An 18,812-nucleotide genomic window follows, 5' to 3' on the forward strand; every position below is an offset into this window, starting at 1 on the left:
CCCCGTCGCGGCCCCGAGCCGAGCGAGGGAGAGCCCCCACGTGACCATCGCGCCCGCCGATCCGGCTTCGGCCGAGGCTTCCGCGGTCGAGAGCGACGGCCCCGGGACCGTACTGCTGCGGACCCTGACCGACCTCACCGCCGATCTCCCCGACACCGACCCCGGCAAGGTCGCCGCCGCCGCGCTGCGCGGCCGCAGCGCCGTGGCGGACGAGGCGGAGCTGCGCGAGTTGGCCACCGAGGCGGCCGCGGGCCTGATCTCCGAGGACCCGGCGTACTCCCGGCTCGCCGCCCGGCTCCTGACGATCACCATCGCCGACGAGGCGGCCGACCAGGGCGCGGTCTCCTTCTCCGCCTCCGTGTCCGTCGGTCACCGCGAGGGCCTGATCGCCGACCGCACCGCCGACCTCGTCGCGCGGCACGCGGAGCGGCTCGACGCGACGATCGACCCGGCCGGCGACGACCGCTTCGGCTACTTCGGTCTGCGCACCCTCTACTCGCGCTACCTGCTGCGCCACCCGATCACCCGCAAGGTGATCGAGACCCCGCAGCACTTCATGCTGCGCGTGGCCTGCGGCCTGGCCGAGGACGACAGCGCCCGCGCGCTCGACGAGGTCTCCGCGCTGTACGGGCTGATGAGCCGGCTGGACTACCTGCCGTCCTCCCCCACGCTCTTCAACTCCGGCACCCGCCACCCGCAGATGTCCTCCTGCTACCTGCTGGACTCCCCGCAGGACGAGCTGGACTCCATCTACGACCGCTACCACCAGGTCGCGCGCCTCTCGAAGCACGCCGGCGGCATCGGGCTCTCCTACTCCCGCATCCGCGCCCGCGGTTCGCTGATCCGCGGCACCAACGGGCACTCCAACGGCATCGTGCCGTTCCTGAAGACCCTCGACGCCTCCGTCGCCGCCGTCAACCAGGGCGGCCGCCGCAAGGGTGCCGCCGCCGTCTACCTGGAGACCTGGCACGCCGACATCGAGGAGTTCCTGGAGCTCCGCGACAACACCGGTGAGGACCAGCGCCGTACGCACAACCTGAACCTGGCGCACTGGATCCCGGACGAGTTCATGCGCCGGGTCAACGCGGACGCCGACTGGTCGCTGTTCTCCCCGTCGGACGTGCCCGAGCTCGTCGACCTGTACGGCGAGGAGTTCGACGCCGCCTACCGCGCCGCCGAGGCCAAGGGGCTGGCCCGCAAGACGATGCCGGCCCGCGACCTGTACGGCCGGATGATGCGGACCCTGGCCCAGACCGGCAACGGCTGGATGACCTTCAAGGACGCCTCGAACCGGACGGCCAACCAGACCGCGGAGCCGGGCACGGTCGTCCACTCCTCGAACCTGTGCACCGAGATCATCGAGGTCACCGACGACGGCGAGACGGCGGTCTGCAACCTCGGCTCGGTGAACCTCGGTTCGTTCGTCACCGGCGGCGACATCGACTGGGAGCGGCTCGACGCGACCGTCCGCACGGCAGTCACCTTCCTCGACCGGGTCGTCGACATCAACTTCTACCCGACCGAGCAGGCCGGGCGTTCCAACGCCCGCTGGCGCCCGGTCGGCCTGGGCGCGATGGGCCTCCAGGACGTCTTCTTCCAGCTGCGGCTGCCGTTCGACTCCGCCGAGGCGCGCGCGCTGTCCACCCGGATCGCCGAGCGGATCATGCTCGCCGCGTACGAGGCCTCCGCGGACCTCGCCGAGCGCAGCGGCCCGCTCCCCGCCTGGGAGCAGACCCGCACGGCCCGCGGTGTGCTGCACCCGGACCACTACGACGTGGAGCTCAACTGGCCGGAGCGCTGGGCCGCGCTGCGCGAGCGGATCGCCGCCGTCGGCATGCGCAACAGCCTGCTCCTGGCCATCGCGCCGACCGCGACGATCGCCTCGATCGCCGGCGTGTACGAGTGCATCGAGCCGCAGGTCTCCAACCTCTTCAAGCGCGAGACCCTGTCGGGCGAGTTCCTCCAGGTCAACTCGTACCTCGTCGACGAGCTGAAGAAGCTCGGCGTGTGGGACGCCCAGACCCGGGACGCGCTCCGCGACGCCAGCGGTTCGGTCGCCGGCTTCTCCTGGATCCCGGCGGAGGTGCGCGAGCTGTACCGCACGGCGTGGGAGATCCCGCAGCGCGGTCTGATCGACATGGCGGCGGCGCGCACCCCGTTCCTCGACCAGTCGCAGTCGCTGAACCTGTTCATGGAGACGCCGACGATCGGCAAGCTGTCGTCGATGTACGCGTACGCCTGGAAGCAGGGGCTGAAGACGACGTACTACCTGCGCTCGCGCCCGGCGACCCGGATCGCCCGCGCCGCCCAGGCGTCGACGGCGGCCGCCGCCCCCATCCCCGTCCAGCAGGCGGCCACCGACGCCGAAGCGCTCGCCTGCTCCCTTGAGAACCCCGAGTCCTGCGAGGCCTGCCAGTAATGAGCTCCACCGAGAAGAACCTGCTCGACCCGGGCTTCGAGCTGACCCTGCGTCCGATGCGGTACCCGGACTTCTACGAGCGGTACCGGGACGCGATCAAGAACACCTGGACGGTGGAGGAGGTCGACCTGCACTCCGACGTCGCCGACCTCGCCAAGCTGACCCCGGCCGAGCAGCACATGATCGGCCGCCTGGTCGCGTTCTTCGCGACGGGCGACTCGATCGTCTCGAACAACCTGGTGCTGACGCTCTACAAGCACATCAACTCCCCGGAGGCGCGCCTGTACCTGTCGCGCCAGCTGTTCGAGGAGGCCGTGCACGTCCAGTTCTACCTGACGCTGCTCGACACCTACCTGCCCGACCCGGACGACCGCGCCGCCGCGTTCGACGCGGTCGAGGAGATCCCCTCCATCCGCGAGAAGGCGCAGTTCTGCTTCAAGTGGATGGACTCGGTCGAGAAGATCGACAAGCTGGAGACGGCCGCCGACCGCCGCCGCTTCCTGCTCAACCTGATCTGCTTCGCGGCGTGCATCGAGGGCCTGTTCTTCTACGGCGCCTTCGCGTACGTGTACTGGTTCCGGTCCCGCGGCCTGCTGCACGGCCTGGCCACCGGCACCAACTGGGTGTTCCGCGACGAGACGATGCACATGAACTTCGCCTTCGAGGTCGTGGACACCGTCCGCAAGGAGGAGCCGGAACTCTTCGACGCGGAACTCCGGCAGCAGGTCACCGACATGCTGAAGGAGGCCGTCGAGGCGGAGCTCCAGTTCGGCCGTGACCTGTGCGGCGACGGCCTGCCGGGCATGAACACCGAGTCCATGCGCGAGTACCTCCAGTGCGTCGCCGACCAGCGCCTCCAGCGCCTGGGCTTCCCCCCGGTGTACGGCTCCGAGAACCCCTTCGCCTTCATGGAGCTCCAGGGCGTCCAGGAACTCACCAACTTCTTCGAGCGCCGCCCGTCCGCCTACCAGGTGGCGGTCGAGGGCTCGGTGGACCTCGACGAGGACTTCTAGCCGGTACGTGGAAGGGCCCCGCACTCCTGGAGTGCGGGGCCCTTCCACGTACGTGCGCGGGATCAGGCGTTCGGCACGGTCTCGTAGCGCGGGGTGCCCTCTTCCATCTGGCGGAGGGCGTCCTTGCGGTCGCGCTTGGAGAGGCGGTCGATGTACAGGTAGCCGTACAGGTGGTCCGTCTCGTGCTGGAGGCAGCGGGCGAAGTAGCCCGTGCCGCGCACCTTGATCGGGTTGCCCTGGGCGTCCTGGCCGTGGACCTCGGCGTAGTCGGGGCGGGCCAGCTCGGCGTAGGCGGTCGGCACCGAGAGGCAGCCCTCGTTGGACTCGTCCAGGACCCGCAGCTCGGCCGGGAGCTCCTGGAGGACCGGGTTGACGACGACGCCGGTGTGGCGGACGCCCTCGTCGTCCGGGCAGTCGTAGACGAAGACCTTGAGGTCCACGCCGATCTGGTTCGCGGCCAGGCCCACGCCCTCGGCGGCCTTCTGGCTGGCGAACATGTCGTCGATCAGCTGCGCGAGGTCGGCGTCGAACTCGGTGACGTCCTTGCACTCCTTGTGGAGCACCGGGTTGCCGACGACCGTGATCGGGCGGGCGGTGCCGCGCTCACGGTAGGCGAGCTCGCGCGCCTCGCAGTCCTCCGTGTCCACGACGAACCCGTCGTTGATCTGCGTCTGCTCGTCCGTCTCCTGCTGCGCCATGTCCGGCCGCGCCCTTCTGAAAACCCGATTCCGTCGGAGGACAGCCTACGGGCCCGTGGCCGTGGCCTCAGCAGACCTCTTCGAGATCACGCCACTCGCGGCTGTCGGGACTGTCCGCCACCCAGCCGTCGAGGAGCCCGCGGACCAGGCCCGCCGGGGCCGCGATGCCGCATTCGCGCTCCGGCACCCACAGCTCGCCGGGCGAGCGGTGACCGAGCGGTCCGGGGTGGCCCGGCTCGCTGTGGTCGTGCGGGTCGGAGTGCTCGCCCTCGCCCTCGGCGCTCGGCATGGTCGACTCGGAGCAGGCGCGGCAGAGCAGCCGCACGGACGAGGACCAGTCCTCGGCGGCGAAGCCCGCCTCGGCGGCGAGCTGCTCCAGGGCGTCCCGGTCGGCCTCGGTGGCGGCCTCCAGGAGGACGACCCAGGTGGGGACGGGGGACGGCGCCCACAGCTCGATCTCGTCGAAGACGGGGTAGGAGGGGCCGGCGGTGGTGGTCCGCTCGCCGTTCGGCACGCCGTCGTGGAGGACGACCTCGCCCCAGCGGCGCCCGGAGGACGGCAGCGGGATGGAGAGGACCTCGATCCGGGCCGGGTCGAGCCGGCGGCCCCACACGACCTCCGCCTCGCCCTCGGGCGAGAGCCGGACGGCGGCGCTGCCCAGCTCCATGCCGGCGGGCTCGCCGGTGCCGGCGGCCGCGCCCGGCACCTTGAGGCCGTAGGCCTGCCAGGCCCGGCGGGCCAGCGGCCAGTCCTGGAGCGCGGTGGCGGCGATGCCGACGTTCCACCAGTCGGGGGCGCCGGTCTCCTTGTCGAGCAGCGCGACCGCGCGCAGCCCGGCGGCCCGCGCCTGCTCCCAGTCGTGCCGGAACTTGTGCAGCAGCGCCAGGTTGAACCAGGACTCCGAGAGCCAGGGCTCCAGATCCGCCGCGCGCGTCAGGAGTGCCCCCGCGTCCTCGTACCGGCCGTCGCCGATCAGCGTGAACGCGCGGTCGGTGGCCTGCCGCCACGAGGCGGAGGGCCGATGCCGTACCTTCCCGAAGATCTTCACGATTCCCGCCTGCCGGTCGCTTCACCCTCTTGTTCGCATCCAACCATGCCCGGTCGGACGCGCGCTCATTACCCATGGGTTACCCCGGGGGGACGGACGTCACCCCAGCGGCCCCGCCCCGCGCCAGGACCCTGGCCAGGCATTCGACGACATCCGGGTGATAGTCGCGGGCGGTGCCGAGCCTCAGGCGTTCGAGCGCGCCCAGGGCCGCACCCGCCCGGTCGCCCGCGAGGTCGTCGTACGCGTTCACCACGCGGACGATCCGGGCGGACACCGGCTGCTCCCGGTACGGGTCGGCCTGCCGCTCGACGATCACGGCGACGGAGGCGGCGGCGCCGGTCCTGCGGACCACCTCACCGCCCAGGAGGGCGATCCGGCGCTGTTCCTCGGCGGGCAGCAGGGCGGTGGCGCCGCCCGTGACCGGGTCGACGAGGGAGAGCTGTCCGATGTCGTGCATGAGCGCCGCGTGTTCGAGGACGGTCAGCTCGGGCCCGGAGAGGCCCAGCTCCCGCCCGACGGCGGTGCTGAGGGCGGCCACCCGGCGGGCGTGCCCGGGCGGGGTGCAGCCGGCGATCTCGGTGGCGCGGGCGAGGGAGGCCATGGTCTGCCGGTTGACGGTCCGCACGGCCGCGTACCGCCGGTAGGAGACCTGGGTGAGCAGCAGGGGCACGGCGAGCACGGGCAGTGCCCACAGTCCGGCGGCGGCCACGCCGAGCGCCATGACGGTGCCGGTGGCGCAGACGGCGGAGCCGATGCCGAGGAGGGCGCGCAGTTCCTCGCGGAGGAGGGGGCCGTACGGGAACCCGGTGCGGGCACGGAGCACGAGGGCGGCGAGCACGGCGTCGCACAGGGCGGTGAGGGTGAGCAGGAGGAGCAGGAAGAGGGCGTACAAGGGGCCCTGGCCGAGGTGCGCGACGACCGCCCCGGAGTTGTAGAGGGGCTGGAAGCAGAGGGCGGCGAAGCCGACGGTGAGGACGCGGCGGGCGAAGTGGTCGAGGCCGGGGCCGTGGCCTCGGGCGAGGTGGGGGACGATCCCGGCGAGACCGGCGGCGCCGACGACGGCGGTGATCTGGAGGACGCCGTGGGTGGTGGCGGTGCCGGCGCTCTGCCCGAGCAGGGCGTACGCGAGGGCTCCGGCGGCGGCGAGCGGCGCGGGCTCCCGCTCCCGGGCCCCCTCGGCCGCCGGGGGCGTCCCGGTGCCGGGGGCGGTGGCCCAGCGGGCGAGCTCGCCGAGGACGATGAGGGTGCCGAAGGCGAGGGCGTTGCCGGGTTCGTCGACGCCGTACCAGAGGGTGAAGGCGAGGCCGGTGAGGCCCAGCAGCAGCGCCGCCCCGTTCACCGCCCCGACGGTGGCGGCCCCCGGCCTCACGCGCGCTCCCTCCGCCGGGCGGCGGTGGGGGCGTCCGCCTCGCGGGGCGGCGGCACGCGGTCCGGCTGCGAGGCCTCGTCGGCGGTGACGGCGGGCTGCCAGCCGTGCCGGTCGAGGGCGCGGACGAGGGCGGCGACCACCCGGGGGTCGAACTGGGTGCCGGCGCACCGCTCCAGTTCGGCGACGGCGGTCGGCACCGGGCGGGCCCTGCTGTAGGAGCGGGTGGAGGTCATGGCGTCGAAGGCGTCGGCGACGGCGACCACCCGGGCGAATTCCGGAATCTGCTCGCCGTGCAGGCCGTACGGGTAACCGCTGCCGTCCATGCGTTCGTGGTGGTGGAGGATCGCGGCACGCGCCTCGCCGAGGAAGCCGATGCCGCGGACCATCTCGTGCCCGTACTCCGGGTGGAGTTCGATGATCCGCCGTTCCTCCGGGGTGAGGGGGCCGTCCTTGCGGAGGACCCGGGTGGGCACGCCCAGTTTGCCGACGTCGTGCAGGATGCCGGCGAAGCGGACGACGTCGAGCCGGTCGTCGGCCAGGCCGAGTTCACGGGCGATCAGGACGGAGGCGTGGCCGACCCGTTCGCTGTGGCCGCGGGTGTACCGGTCCTTGATGTCGACGGCGTGCACGAGGGCGCGGATGGTGGCCTGGTGGGCGGCCCGTTCGCGGTGGTACTGGGCGAACACCCAGCAGGAGATGTACATCGGGAGCAGCACGAAGAGCGCGGCGACCGGCCCGTAGGTGCTGCGCCAGAGGACGGCCATCATCAGCCCGGCGAGTCCGTGCACGGTGTGCGGGGCGATCGCCCGGCCGAGGAGGCCGCGCCAGGCGGCCCGGAGGGGCAGTCCGTCGGCCGTGGCCCGGATGCCGCCGTCGAGGGCGGTGAGGACCAGGCAGAAGGCGAGCGCGGCGGCGCCGGCGGGCAGCAGCGCGTACGGGAGGTCGGGGGCGGCCGGGCCGTGTCCGAGGGCGGCGGGGCCGCCGAGGGCGCCGGCGGTGCCGGCGGCGGCCCAGACGGCGAGGGCGGTGGCGGCGGCCCGCCAGGCGCGGCGCGGGGCGGCGGGGGGTTCCTCGACGCGGGCGAGGAGGCTGCCCGGCAGGGCGGTGAGCGCCGCGGCGGCGGGCGGCAGGAGGAGCGCGGCGGCGAGGAGTACGGGGAAGAAGGAGCCGGTGCCCATGGGGACGGAGTCGCCGAAGAGGCGGCCGAGGAGCGGGCATCGGGCGGGCAGCTCGCAGAGCGCGTACAGGGTGGCGAGGAGGGCGACGGTGCCCCAGGGGACGGCCGTGCCGGGGCGCAGCGCGGGCAGGGCGGACGCCCCGGCGCCCAGCAGGGCGCAGCCGATGTACACGCGGGCAGCTCGCGGAATGACCTTCACGCCCATCACGCCGGTCACGCTAGCGAGTTGGGCGGGTTCGGACGGCCGGGTGCGGGTGATTCGCACCATCGGGTGATACAAGCTGATGTATGCGTGAGGCCGCCGCGAGCACGTCGCGGCGGCCTGCCTCCCCGGTACGGGAGGGTGCTACTCCTGCGGGGCGGGCGTCGCCGGGGCGCTCGCCGTGATGTCCTGCTCGGGCACCAGGTGCCCGGCGCGGATCAGGTCGATCCGGCCCATGACCTTGGCACGCAGGTCGGTGGGGACGTCGTCACTGCCGCAGCAGCGCTTGACGAGCTTCTTCACCGCCTGCTCCAGGCCGTACTTCTCCAGGCACGGGGAGCACTCCTCGAAGTGCACCTCGAACTTGGTGCAGTCACTGTCGGGCATCTCATGGTCGAGGAACTCGTAAAGATGATCCAGGACCTCTGAGCAATCCGTCTCGTGCGGCTCTCCGCAGCTCATGAGCCCGAGCCTTTCAGATCGTTCGACGACTCTCCGGCGCCCGCGGGAACGAGCCCGCGGTCGCGGGCGTAGTCCTCGAGCATGCCGCGCAGCTGGCGGCGGCCCCGGTGCAGTCGGGACATCACCGTACCGATGGGTGTCCCCATGATGTCCGCGATCTCCTTGTACGCAAAGCCCTCGACATCGGCGAGATAGACGGCGATGCGGAACTCCTCGGGAATCGCCTGGAGCGCTTCCTTCACGTCGGAGTCGGGCAGGTGGTCGAGGGCCTGCGACTCGGCGGAGCGCAGACCGGTCGACATGTGCGACTCGGCGCGCGCGAGCTGCCAGTCCTCGATCTCCTCGGCGGCGCTGCGCTGGGGCTCACGCTGCTTCTTGCGGTACGAGTTGATGAAGGTGTTCGTGAGGATCCGGTACAGCCACGCCTTGAGGTTCGTGCCCTCGCGGAACTGGTGGAAGGATCCGTACGCCTTGGCGTAGGTCTCCTGCACCAGGTCCTCCGCGTCCGCGGGGTTGCGCGTCATGCGCAGCGCGGCGGAGTACATCTGGTCGAGGAATCCGAGGGCGTCCCGCTCGAAGCGCGCGTTGCGCTCCGCGGTCGTCTCCTCGGGGCCTTCGTCGGTCCCTGTGTCGGTCCCAGTGACCGGACCCACCTCCTCCAGCGCGGCGGCGGACCCGAGGGCGGACCCGCTCGTTTCGGAGGATAGACGAGGAAGCACTCCGCCCGCCGCCCGAATCCGGGCGGCCTTGGGCGCGGGCAGCACTGTCCAGTCGAGGTCAGCGGCCTGCGCGCGCTGCGGGCAGATGGTCGAACCCATGCGACGGACTCCCTCTTCCTTGCTCTCACACCGACGCACCGAACAACAGCGGTCCCCCGTTCGGCATTCCCGGTCCCGGCGGCGCGTCAGCGGAGTCCGGAGATCCACTCCGCGACCCCGCCCACGAGGAGGCCGAGCGCCTCGTCCTGGCCGAGCGGGGCCCGCTTGGGCAGGGCGAAGCCGTGGTCGCCGTACGGGATCTCGACCAGCTCGTACGGGCCGTCCGGGTACTCGCCGGGCCGCCCGAAGGGGTCGTTGCCGCCCTGCACGACGAGGGTGGGCAGTCTGGTGCCGAGGAGCTCGTCGGCACGGGACCGCTCCGGCTTGCCCGGCGGGTGCAGCGGGAAGCTCAGCGCGAGGACGGCCCGCGCGCCCAGCTCCCGGCCGGTCCGGCAGGCGACCCGGGCGCCGGCGCTGCGGCCGCCCGCGATCACGGGGAGTCCGGGGCCGGCGAGGACGGGCCACAGGCCGCGCCATCCGGTGTCGAGGGTCTTCGGCGCGGGGGCGACCTTCTTGCCGGCGACCCGCCACGGCTGTTCGACGAGGGCGACGGTCACGCCGAGCGCGGGCAGCGCGCCGGCCAGCGCCTGGAGGTCGCGGGCCTCGACTCCGCCGCCGGCGCCGTGGCCGAGGGCGAGGACGGCCCAGGGCTCCGTCCCCTCGTGCCAGGTGATGCGCGCCTCGCCGGCGTCGGTGGCAACGGTCTCGTACTGCGTCACGTCCTTGATCACGCCCCCATCCTGCCGCCCGGGGCCCTCCCGGAGGGCACTCAGAACAGCGTGCCGACCTCCGGGCCGGACAGTTCCGCCAGGAGTTCGGCGCCGTTGTTGCGGACGTTGCTGACGGCGGTGGCGACCGGGTAGGCCCGCATCAGGCCCTCCGGCGGCGCGGCGAGCAGGCCCCGCAGCTCCTCCGGGTCCGTGCGCGCCGGGTCGAGCCAGGCGTCCCAGCGCTCCGGCGTGAGCATCAGCGGCATGCGGGGGTGGATGTCGTGGAGCGAGCGGGGACCCTCGGCCGGGGCGACGCCCAGCGGGCCGGTCTCGGCCTCGGTGGTGATCACCGAGCAGGTCACCCACCAGGCGGTCGGGTGCTCCGGGGGCAGCGTGGCGTCCCGCCAGAACTCGTAGAGCCCGGCCATCGCGAAGACCGAGCCGTCGGCCGGCGTCACGAAGTACGGCTGCTTGCGCGGCCGCTTCCGCTTCCCCTCGACCTCCAGGTCCCGCTCCTCCGCGCCGGTCACCCACTCGTAGTAGCCGTCGGCGGGCAGGACGCACCGGCGGGAGGCGAAGGCGCGCTTGAAGGAGGGCTTCTCGTGCACGGTCTCCGCGCGCGCGTTGATCATCCGGGCGGCGCCCTCCGGGGACTTCGCCCAGGACGGTACGAGTCCCCACTTCAGCGCGCGCAGCTGGCGAACCGGACGCGGCGATCCGGCGTCTTTCACAGGGCGCTCGAGAACCGCCCAGACCTCCTTGGTGGGCGCCACGTTCCAGTCGGGGGCCAGGGTCTCCTCCGGCTCCCACTTCTCGATCCCGAAGACCTCGACGAGGTCCTCGGGCCGCCGACTCGCTGCAAACCGTCCGCACATGCGTGCCACACTGCCACGATCCCGCCGACCACCGAGGAGCCGTCCGAGAAATGACCGAGATCCTCGGCACCCAGCCCGCTCCCGACCAGTGGATCGTCTACGTCACCGCCGCCTGCGCGCTGGCCCTCGTCGCGTTCCGCACCCTCTGGCTGCCGGCCCGCAACGCGATCACCATCGCCCACGAGGGCGGCCACGGACTCGTCGCCCTCGCCACGGGACGCCGCCTCGAAGCGATCCGCCTCCACTCGGACACCAGCGGGCTGACCGTGAGCCGCGGCCGCCCGACCGGCGTCGGGGTGGTCCTCACCCTGGCCGCCGGCTATCCGGCGGCCCCGCTGCTCGGACTGGGCGGCGCGGCCCTGCTCGGCACCGGGCACGTCACCCTGCTGCTGTGGGCGGCGACCGCCCTGCTCCTCGCGATGCTGGTGATGGTCCGCAACGCGTACGGGATCCTCAGCGTCGTCCTGACGGGCGCCACCTTCCTCCTCGTCTCCTGGCTGACCGGCCCCGACGTCCAGTCGGTCTTCGCCTACGCGGTGGTGTGGTTCCTGCTCCTCGGCGGCGTCCGGCCGGCCTTCGAACTCCAGGCGAAGCGGCGGCACGGCGGCGCGCCCGACTCGGACGCGGACCAGCTGGCGGGCCTCACCCACGTGCCCGCCGCGGTGTGGCTCCTCTTCTTCCACACGGTCTCGATCTGCTGCCTGATCGGCGGCTGCCGCTGGCTCCTGCGGTTCTGACACCCCCGTACAGTGAGGACATGACCGCAGCAGCTTCCTCGCACACCGACCCGCCCACCGACCTCTGGCCCGCCCCGTATGCGAGCGGCGCCGTCGACGCGACCGTCACCGTGCCCGGATCGAAGTCGGTCACCAACCGGGCCCTGGTGCTCGCCGCGCTCGCCTCCGAGCCCGGCTGGCTGCGCCGCCCGCTGCGGTCCCGCGACACCCTCCTGATGGCCGAGGCGCTCCGCACCCTCGGCGTGAAGATCGAGGAGGGCGTGGGCCCGGACGGCTCCGGAGAGGCCTGGCGGATCATCCCCTCCCCGCTGCGCGGCCCGGCGACCGTCGACGTCGGCAACGCCGGCACGGTCATGCGCTTCCTGCCCCCGGTCGCGGCGCTCGCCGACGGCCCGGTGCGCTTCGACGGCGACCCCCGCTCCCACGAGCGCCCGCTGCACGGCGTGATCGACGCGCTCCGCGCGCTCGGCGCCCGGATCGACGACGACGGCCGCGGCGCGCTCCCGATGACCGTGCAGGGTGCCGGCGGCCTGGACGGCGGCACGGTCGAGATCGACGCCTCCTCGTCCTCCCAGTTCGTCAGCGCCCTGCTGCTGTCCGCGCCCCGGTTCAACCAGGGCGTCGAGGTGCGGCACGTGGGCGACCGGCTCCCCTCGCTCCCCCACATCCGGATGACCGTCGACATGCTGCGCGCGGTCGGCGCCAAGGTCGACGAGCCCGAGCACGGCGGCGCGCCGAACGTGTGGCGGGTGGCGCCCTCCGCGCTCCGCGGCCGGGACCTCGTCGTCGAGCCGGACCTGTCGAACGCGCAGCCGTTCCTGGCGGCCGCGCTGGTGACCGGCGGCCGGGTGACCGTCCCGGACTGGCCGGAGCGGACCACCCAGCCGGGCGACGAGCTGCGCCGCATCTTCACCGAGATGGGTGGCTCCTGCGAGCTGACCGACGCGGGTCTGACCTTCACCGGTACGGGCCGGATCCACGGCATCGACGTCGACCTCGGCGAGGTCGGCGAGCTGACTCCGGGCATCGCGGCGCTCGCGGCCCTCGCCGACTCCCCGTCCACCCTGCGCGGCGTGGCCCATCTGCGGCTGCACGAGACGGACCGGCTGGCGGCGCTCACCAAGGAGATCAACGGCCTCGGCGGCGACGTGACCGAGACCGAGGACGGCCTCCACATCCGCCCGCGTCCGCTGCGCGGCGGCGTCTTCCACACGTACCACGACCACCGCATGGCGACGGCCGGCGCGCTCATCGGCCTGGCGGTCGAGGGCGTGCTGATCGAGGACGTGGCGACGACGGCGAAGACCTTGCCCGACTTCCCGGGGATGTGGACCGAAATGCTCGGGGCCTGAACCATGCGGCGTTACGGCAAGAACACCGACGAGGACGACATCCGCCAGCGGCCCAACCGCAAGGGCACCCGTCCCCGTACGACCATCCGCCCCAAGCACGAGGACGCCGTCGAGGGCATGGTCCTCACCGTCGACCGCGGCCGGCTGACCTGCCTGGTCGACGACCGGATCGTGACGGCCATGAAGGCGCGCGAGCTGGGCCGCAAGGCCGCCGTGGTCGGCGACCGGGTCTCGATCGTCGGCGATCTGTCCGGCGAGAAGGACACCCTGGCCCGGATCGTGCGGATCGGCCAGCGCAGCTCGGTGCTCCGGCGCACCGCCGACGACGACGACCCGTACGAGCGGGTGGTCGTCGCCAACGCCGACCAGCTGGCGATCGTCACCGCGCTCGCCGACCCCGAGCCGCGGCCCCGGCTGATCGACCGCTGCCTGGTCGCCGCCTACGACGGCGGGCTCTCCCCGCTGCTCGTCCTCACCAAGTCGGACCTGGCGTCGCCGGACTCGCTCCTGGAGATGTACGGAGCGCTCGGCGTGCCGTACGTGGTCACCACCCGCGACGAGTTCGTCGACGGGGTCGCCGCCGAGCGAGTCCACGAGCACCTCAAGGGCCGGACGACCGCGTTCGTGGGCCACTCCGGCGTCGGCAAGACGACCCTGGTCAACGCCCTGGTCCCGCCGGAGCGGCGGCGTACGACCGGCGTGGTCAACGCGGTCACCGGACGCGGCCGGCACACCACCACCTCGGCGCTCGCCCTGCCGCTCGATGACAAGGAGGGCGGCTGGGTCATCGACACGCCGGGCGTCCGCTCCTTCGGTCTGCACCACGTCGACCCGTCCCGGGTCATCCACGCCTTCCCCGACCTGGAGCCGGGCACGGAGAACTGTCCGCGCGCGTGCAGCCACGACGAGCCGGACTGCGCGCTCGACGCGTACGTGGCCGAGGGGCACGCCGATCCGGCACGGCTGGTCTCGCTGCGGCGACTGCTCGCGACCAGGGAGCGACGCGAGGGCGACTGAGACGCCGGTGTTTACGGCCGACCTCCGCAGGCAAGGGCATAATCGCACCAAGTGCGACGAAGCAGTCACCGACGGCGTGGGAGGCACTGACGATGGCGTGGCTGCTGGTGGTGATCGCGGGGATCCTGGAGACGGGGTTCGCGGTCTGCCTGAAGCTCTCCCACGGTTTCACCCGGCTGTGGCCGACGATCGCCTTCGCGGCCTTCGCCCTCGGCAGCTTCGGCCTCCTGACGCTCGCGCTGCGGAAGCTGGACGTGGGTCCGGCGTACGCGGTGTGGACCGGGATCGGCGCGGCCGGGACGGCGATCTACGGGATGGTCTTCCTCGGCGACGTGGTCTCCACGCTCAAGATCGTCTCGATCAGCCTGGTGATCGCGGGGGTCATCGGACTCCAGCTCTCCGGCTCGGCCCACTGACCCTGAGGCGCGGCACGCGCGCCTTCCGGTGCGTGGTGCTCGCCGTCCGGCTCGGGGGGTCGCAGGGTGACCGGGGGCGGCGGTGCGACGACGTGGCTGAGGGCGAGGCGTACGGCCAGTTCGCAGCCGGCCGCCCACCGCTCGCCCGCGCAGGCCACGGTCTGCGCCACGAGTTCGCCGGGCGCGGGCGGTCCGGCGTCGGCGCGCCGCTGGGCCGGCACGGGGGCGGGCCGGGCGCCGGGACGGGCCGGCCGCGGCTCGGGCAGCCGTTCGTTCCAGGCGCCGGTGAGCAGGGCCCGGAGTACCGGGCGGACGGCGGCCCTGGTCACGATCCACTCGGCGACGGCGGCGACGTTGTGCCCGGGCGGGGCCGGGGCGGCGAGCAGCGTGCGGACGCCCTGGAGGTACGTGTCCGCCTCCCGGCGCACCAGTGCGCGGGCGAGCCCCTCCTTGCTGCCGAACTCGTTGTAGAGCGTCTGCCGGGAGACCCGTGCGGCGGCGGCGACGTCGGCCATGCGGATCGCGGACCAGGGCCGGTGCGTGAGCGCGGCGAGCGCGGCGTCGAGCAGGGCGTCGCGGGCGTTCGCCATCGTCACCTCCGGGAGGGAACGGTTCTCCGCCCAGCGTCGGCAGCCTCCCACCCCCTGTCAAGGGGCACGGGGGCTGGTCGCAGGGGCCTCGTGGACGGTTCTCCGCGTGTTCACGCCGCGGGGATAGAGTGCCGACCATGGCCGACTACCACGATGATCTGCGTCTCGCCCACGTCCTCGCGGATGCCGCCGACGCGGCCACCATGGACCGATTCCAGGCGCTCGACCTCCAGGTCGAGACCAAGCCGGACATGACCCCGGTGAGCGAGGCCGACAAGGCCGCCGAGGAGCTGATCCGCGGCCAGCTCCAGCGGGCCAGGCCGCGTGACGCGATCCTGGGCGAGGAGTACGGCGTGGAGGGCTCGGGTCCGCGCCGCTGGGTGATCGACCCGATCGACGGCACGAAGAACTACGTGCGCGGGGTACCCGTCTGGGCGACCCTGATCGCGCTGATGGAGGCCGGGGAGACCGGGTTCCAGCCGGTGGTGGGCGTGGTGTCGGCCCCTGCCCTCGGCCGGCGCTGGTGGGCCGCGAAGGGCAGCGGCGCGTACACGGGCCGCAGCCTCTCCTCGGCGACCCGGCTCGGGGTGTCGAAGGTCGCCTCCCTGGAGGACGCCTCCTTCGCGTACTCCTCGATCAGCGGCTGGGAGGAGCGGGGCCGGCTCGACGGCTTCCTCGACCTCACGCGCGCGTGCTGGCGGACCCGCGCCTACGGCGACTTCTGGCCGTACATGATGGTCGCCGAGGGTTCCGTGGACATCTGCGCCGAGCCGGAACTCTCCCTGTGGGACATGGCCGCGGTCGCGATCGTGGTCCAGGAGGCGGGCGGCACCTACACGGGCCTCGACGGCCGCCACGGCCCCCACAGCGGCAACGCCGCCGCCTCCAACGGCCTCCTCCACGGCGAACTGCTGAGCTACCTCAACCAGGAGAGCGCGCAGGCCTGAGACGCGCGGGCCCCGGCGCGGGGCCGGGCCCGGGTCCGAGCGCCGGGGCATGCGCGGGCCGGCTCGGGGAGTCGCGCGGGTCCGAGCGCGCCGCCGCGCTCCCGGGGGCGCCTCGCGCGCCCCCTTGTCGGCTCCCTCCCCCGGTGTCACTCTGAGAGTCCCCCCACTTGTGAACTTGTGAATTCGTTCTCGTTGAAGGCGGGAAGGGTTCACCAAGGAGGTGGCTCCGTCCATGCTCGTCCGTGACGCCATGAGCACCGTGGTCCTCACCATCGGCCCAGCCCACACCCTCCGGCAGGCGGCCCGGCTGATGTCGGCGCGCCGCGTCGGCGCGGCGGTCGTCTTCGACACCGACGCCGGCGGGCTCGGGATCCTCACCGAGCGCGACATCCTCAACTCCCTCGCCCGCGACCAGGACCCCGACCTCGAGACCGCCGGCTCCCACACCACCCGCGACGTCGTCTTCGCCGCGCCCACCTGGACGCTGGCGGAGGCGGCCGAGGCCATGACGCACGGCGGGTTCCGCCACCTGGTGGTCCTCGACGACCGGGGGCCCGTGGGCATCGTCTCCGTACGCGACATCATCCGCTGCTGGATCCCGGTGCACAGCGTCGCCGGGTGACCGGAACCGACCGCACGAGAGCGGGCCGGGTCTCCGTACGGAGATCCGGCCCGCTCTCTACCTACGACAAGCGCCGTCAGCCACGCAGGGCCTGGACCGCGGCCTCCAGCCGCTTGCCGAAGTCACCGTCCGCCTGGCGGAAGTTGTCGATCGCCCGCTCGGCGATGTCGTCCCGCGAGACCTTGGCGATGAAGCCCGCCAGGTTCCCGACGAGACGGCCCTTCTCGTCCTCCGACATGAGGCGGTAGAGGTTGCCCGCCTGGACGAAGTCGTCGTCCTCGGAGTGCGAGGGGGCGGCGTGGTCGCCGGTGACACCGGTGACGGCGGAGCCGGCCCACAGGGGGCGGTCGATCTGGTGCGGGCCACCGAAGCTGTTCGGCTCGTAGTTCTTCGCGCCCTTGTGGCGGCCGTCGTAGAGGTAGCCGTCACGCGAGTTGGTGCGCGCCTCGGTGGCGTGCGGGCGGTTCACCGGCAGGTGGTCGGCGTTGATGCCGACGCGGTAGCGGTGGGCGTCGCCGTACGCGAAGAGCCGGCCCTGGAGCATCTTGTCCGGGGAGGGGCCGATGCCCGGCACGAAGTGCGCGGGGCTGAAGATCGACTGCTCGACCTCGGCGAAGATGTTCTCCGGGTTGCGGTTGAGCTCCAGCTTGCCGATCTCGATCGGCGGGTAGTCCTCGTGCGGCCACACCTTGGTGAGGTCGAACGGGTTGAAGCGGTAGTTCGCCGCGTCGGCCGCGGGCATGATCTGGACCTGCACGGTCCAGCTCGGGAAGTCGCCGCGCTCGATGGCCTCGCGCAGGTCGCGCTGGTGCGAGTCCGGGTCCTCGCCGGCGAGGCGGTTGGCCTCGTCCTGGGTGAGGTTCTTGATGCCCTGGTCGGTCTTGAAGTGGTACTTGACCCAGAAGACCTCGCCGGCCTCGTTGTTCCACTGGAACGTGTGCGAGCCGTAGCCGTTCATGTGGCGGTACGAGGCGGGGATGCCGCGGTCGCCGAAGAGCCAGGTGACCTGGTGGGTCGACTCCGGGGAGAGGCCCCAGAAGTCCCAGACGTTGTCCGCCTCCTGCGAGCCCGAGTACGGGTCGCGCTTCTGGGTGTGGATGAAGTCGGGGAACTTGATGGCGTCCTTGATGAAGAACACCGGGGTGTTGTTGCCGACGAGGTCGTAGTTGCCCTCCTCGGTGTAGAACTTCAGCGCCCAGCCGCGGGGGTCGCGCACCGCGTCGGCCGCGCCGAGGTTGCCCGCGACGGTGGAGAAGCGGAGGAAGGTCTCGGTCTCCTTGCCGACCTCGGAGAGGAACTTCGCACGCGTCCACCGCGAGACGTCACGGGTGAGCGTGAAGGTGCCGTAGGCGCCCGCGCCGCGCGCGTGGACCACGCGCTCCGGGATGCGCTCACGGTTGAAGTGGGCGAGCTTCTCCAGGAGGAGCTGGTCCTGGACGAGGACCGGACCGCCGACGCCCGCGGTCTCGCTGTTCTGGTTGTCGGCGACCGGCGCGCCGGCCTCCGTGGTGAGCGGTCCCTGCGTCACGTACGCCTCCTGCGTCATTACTGCGAGTCCTGTCCGTCGGCCCGGACCCCTGACGAGGACCTTGGCCAATGCCGGTTTCGATCCTACAATAGACAATGTCTAAGTCAAGTGAACTTCCAAAGTCACACCCGTTCGGGACCCCGCTCCCCCGGCTGTTAGGCTGGCCCTCATGAGTGACCTGTTGGAACGACTGCGCGGACGCGGCTGGCGGATGACCGCGCAGCGGCGTGTCGTGGCCGAAGTCCTCGACGGGGACCATGTGCACCTGACCGCCGACGAGGTCCACGCGCGCGCGGTGACGAGGCTGCCCGAGATCTCGCGCGCGACCGTCTACAACACGCTGGGCGAGATGGTCACCCTCGGTGAGGTCATCGAGGTCGCGACCGACGGACGCGCCAAGCGCTACGACCCCAACGCCCACCGGCCGCACCAGCACCTGGTCTGCGGCCGCTGCGGCGCCATCCGCGACGTCCACCCGGCCGGCGACCCGATGGCCGACCTCCCGGACACCGAGCGCTTCGGCTTCACGATCTCCAACGTCGAGGTCACCTACCGGGGCATCTGCCCGAGCTGCGCCGCCACCGCCTGACCCGTACCCGAGAAGCCCCCGCCGCGGCGGGGGCTTCTTCGTACCCCGACGGGCACGCGGAACATGCGCACATACGACGAAGGCCCGGATCCGATGTGATCGGATCCGGGCCTTCGTTGCTACTGAGTAGCGGGGACAGGATTTGAACCTGCGACCTCTGGGTTATGAGCCCAGCGAGCTACCGAGCTGCTCCACCCCGCGTCGGTGAACCCAACCCTACGGG

At 72.5% G+C, this 18,812-nt stretch carries 19 protein-coding genes and 1 tRNA gene; 9 read left to right on the plus strand and 11 right to left on the minus strand.

The annotated features are described in order from the left end of the window. Positions 1-40 precede the first annotated feature (40 nt). Both OO54_RS02585 and OO54_RS02590 read left to right on the plus strand, forming a co-directional pair. Positions 41-2,419, plus strand: coding sequence for a ribonucleoside-diphosphate reductase subunit alpha (locus OO54_RS02585; protein WP_033201239.1), 2,379 nt, complete (start codon positions 41-43; stop codon positions 2,417-2,419). Further along, positions 2,419-3,432, plus strand: coding sequence for a ribonucleotide-diphosphate reductase subunit beta (locus OO54_RS02590; RefSeq protein ID WP_200146675.1), 1,014 nt, complete (start codon positions 2,419-2,421; stop codon positions 3,430-3,432). The genes OO54_RS02585 and OO54_RS02590 overlap by 1 nt, the downstream gene beginning before the upstream one ends. A 62-nt stretch (positions 3,433-3,494) precedes the next feature. Here OO54_RS02590 and def read toward each other — a convergent pair whose 3' ends face one another. The 8 genes from def to OO54_RS02630 all read right to left on the minus strand — a co-directional run bounded on the left by def (position 3,495) and on the right by OO54_RS02630 (position 10,791). Further along, positions 3,495-4,130 (minus strand): peptide deformylase, encoded by a 636-nt coding sequence (gene def / locus OO54_RS02595; protein ID WP_033201241.1) that lies wholly within the window; start codon positions 4,128-4,130, stop codon positions 3,495-3,497. 67 nt (positions 4,131-4,197) lie between these two features. Beyond that, positions 4,198-5,178, minus strand: coding sequence for a tetratricopeptide repeat protein (locus OO54_RS02600; protein ID WP_017236276.1), 981 nt, complete (start codon positions 5,176-5,178; stop codon positions 4,198-4,200). A gap of 79 nt (positions 5,179-5,257) precedes the next feature. Next, on the minus strand, positions 5,258-6,547 hold the full coding sequence (locus tag OO54_RS02605; protein WP_033201242.1) for an HD-GYP domain-containing protein: 1,290 nt from the start codon (positions 6,545-6,547) through the stop codon (positions 5,258-5,260). After that, positions 6,544-7,923, minus strand: a complete 1,380-nt coding sequence (locus tag OO54_RS02610) for an HD-GYP domain-containing protein (RefSeq protein ID WP_324611683.1) — start codon at positions 7,921-7,923, stop codon at positions 6,544-6,546. The genes OO54_RS02605 and OO54_RS02610 overlap by 4 nt, the downstream gene beginning before the upstream one ends. Before the next feature lie 147 nt (positions 7,924-8,070). Continuing rightward, positions 8,071-8,388: a mycothiol system anti-sigma-R factor gene (gene rsrA, locus OO54_RS02615; RefSeq protein ID WP_017236279.1), complete on the minus strand. Its 318-nt coding sequence runs from the start codon at positions 8,386-8,388 to the stop codon at positions 8,071-8,073. Beyond that, on the minus strand, positions 8,385-9,041 hold the full coding sequence (locus tag OO54_RS02620; RefSeq protein WP_017236280.1) for a sigma-70 family RNA polymerase sigma factor: 657 nt from the start codon (positions 9,039-9,041) through the stop codon (positions 8,385-8,387). Before OO54_RS02620 ends, rsrA begins: the two co-directional genes overlap by 4 nt. Positions 9,042-9,292: 251 nt before the next feature. Then, positions 9,293-9,937 (minus strand): alpha/beta hydrolase family protein, encoded by a 645-nt coding sequence (locus tag OO54_RS02625; RefSeq protein ID WP_078905017.1) that lies wholly within the window; start codon positions 9,935-9,937, stop codon positions 9,293-9,295. A 38-nt stretch (positions 9,938-9,975) separates the two neighbouring features. Continuing rightward, complete coding sequence (locus OO54_RS02630) at positions 9,976-10,791, minus strand: SOS response-associated peptidase (RefSeq protein WP_033201243.1); 816 nt, start codon at positions 10,789-10,791, stop codon at positions 9,976-9,978. Positions 10,792-10,841: 50 nt separating this feature from the next. Between OO54_RS02630 and OO54_RS02635 the strand changes: the two genes are divergently transcribed. The 4 genes from OO54_RS02635 (at position 10,842) to OO54_RS02650 (ending at position 14,313) form a co-directional block, all read left to right on the plus strand. After that, positions 10,842-11,528, plus strand: a complete 687-nt coding sequence (locus OO54_RS02635) for a M50 family metallopeptidase (protein ID WP_033201244.1) — start codon at positions 10,842-10,844, stop codon at positions 11,526-11,528. 20 nt (positions 11,529-11,548) lie between these two features. Then, the gene (aroA, locus tag OO54_RS02640; RefSeq protein ID WP_033201245.1) at positions 11,549-12,880 is read left to right on the plus strand and encodes a 3-phosphoshikimate 1-carboxyvinyltransferase; all 1,332 of its coding nucleotides are present in this window, start codon (positions 11,549-11,551) and stop codon (positions 12,878-12,880) included. Between the two features lie 3 nt (positions 12,881-12,883). Then, entirely contained in the window at positions 12,884-13,897 is a 1,014-nt protein-coding gene (rsgA, locus tag OO54_RS02645) for a ribosome small subunit-dependent GTPase A (RefSeq protein ID WP_017236285.1), read from the plus strand. Between the two features lie 92 nt (positions 13,898-13,989). Continuing rightward, on the plus strand, positions 13,990-14,313 hold the full coding sequence (locus tag OO54_RS02650; protein ID WP_017236286.1) for a DMT family transporter: 324 nt from the start codon (positions 13,990-13,992) through the stop codon (positions 14,311-14,313). Here the strand turns inward: OO54_RS02650 and OO54_RS02655 are convergent. Then, positions 14,205-14,903 carry a TetR/AcrR family transcriptional regulator gene (locus OO54_RS02655; protein WP_033201246.1) on the minus strand — a complete coding sequence of 233 codons (699 nt, stop codon included), beginning with the start codon at positions 14,901-14,903 and terminating at the stop codon, positions 14,205-14,207. The two genes, OO54_RS02650 and OO54_RS02655, sit on opposite strands and share 109 nt — an antisense overlap. A gap of 137 nt (positions 14,904-15,040) precedes the next feature. Here OO54_RS02655 and hisN point away from each other — a divergent pair, with 137 nt between their 5' ends. Together hisN and OO54_RS02665 are read left to right on the plus strand one after the other, a co-directional pair. Continuing rightward, positions 15,041-15,850, plus strand: a complete 810-nt coding sequence (hisN, locus tag OO54_RS02660) for a histidinol-phosphatase (protein ID WP_033201247.1) — start codon at positions 15,041-15,043, stop codon at positions 15,848-15,850. A 232-nt stretch (positions 15,851-16,082) separates the two neighbouring features. Then, the gene (locus OO54_RS02665) at positions 16,083-16,472 is read left to right on the plus strand and encodes a CBS domain-containing protein (RefSeq protein WP_017236289.1); all 390 of its coding nucleotides are present in this window, start codon (positions 16,083-16,085) and stop codon (positions 16,470-16,472) included. A 76-nt stretch (positions 16,473-16,548) separates the two neighbouring features. On the opposite strand, the gene OO54_RS02670 is transcribed toward OO54_RS02665, so the two are convergent. After that, positions 16,549-18,018 carry a catalase gene (locus OO54_RS02670; RefSeq protein WP_033201248.1) on the minus strand — a complete coding sequence of 490 codons (1,470 nt, stop codon included), beginning with the start codon at positions 18,016-18,018 and terminating at the stop codon, positions 16,549-16,551. 151 nt (positions 18,019-18,169) lie between these two features. On the opposite strand from OO54_RS02670, the gene OO54_RS02675 reads away from it, so the two are divergent. Next, positions 18,170-18,589 carry a Fur family transcriptional regulator gene (locus tag OO54_RS02675; RefSeq protein WP_033201249.1) on the plus strand — a complete coding sequence of 140 codons (420 nt, stop codon included), beginning with the start codon at positions 18,170-18,172 and terminating at the stop codon, positions 18,587-18,589. A 127-nt stretch (positions 18,590-18,716) separates the two neighbouring features. Here OO54_RS02675 and OO54_RS02680 read toward each other — a convergent pair. After that, a tRNA-Met gene (locus OO54_RS02680) sits at positions 18,717-18,790 on the minus strand. Positions 18,791-18,812: the final 22 nt, after the last annotated feature.

Source organism: Streptomyces wedmorensis, from assembly GCF_000716445.1.
Lineage (GTDB): Bacteria > Actinomycetota > Actinomycetes > Streptomycetales > Streptomycetaceae > Streptomyces > Streptomyces wedmorensis.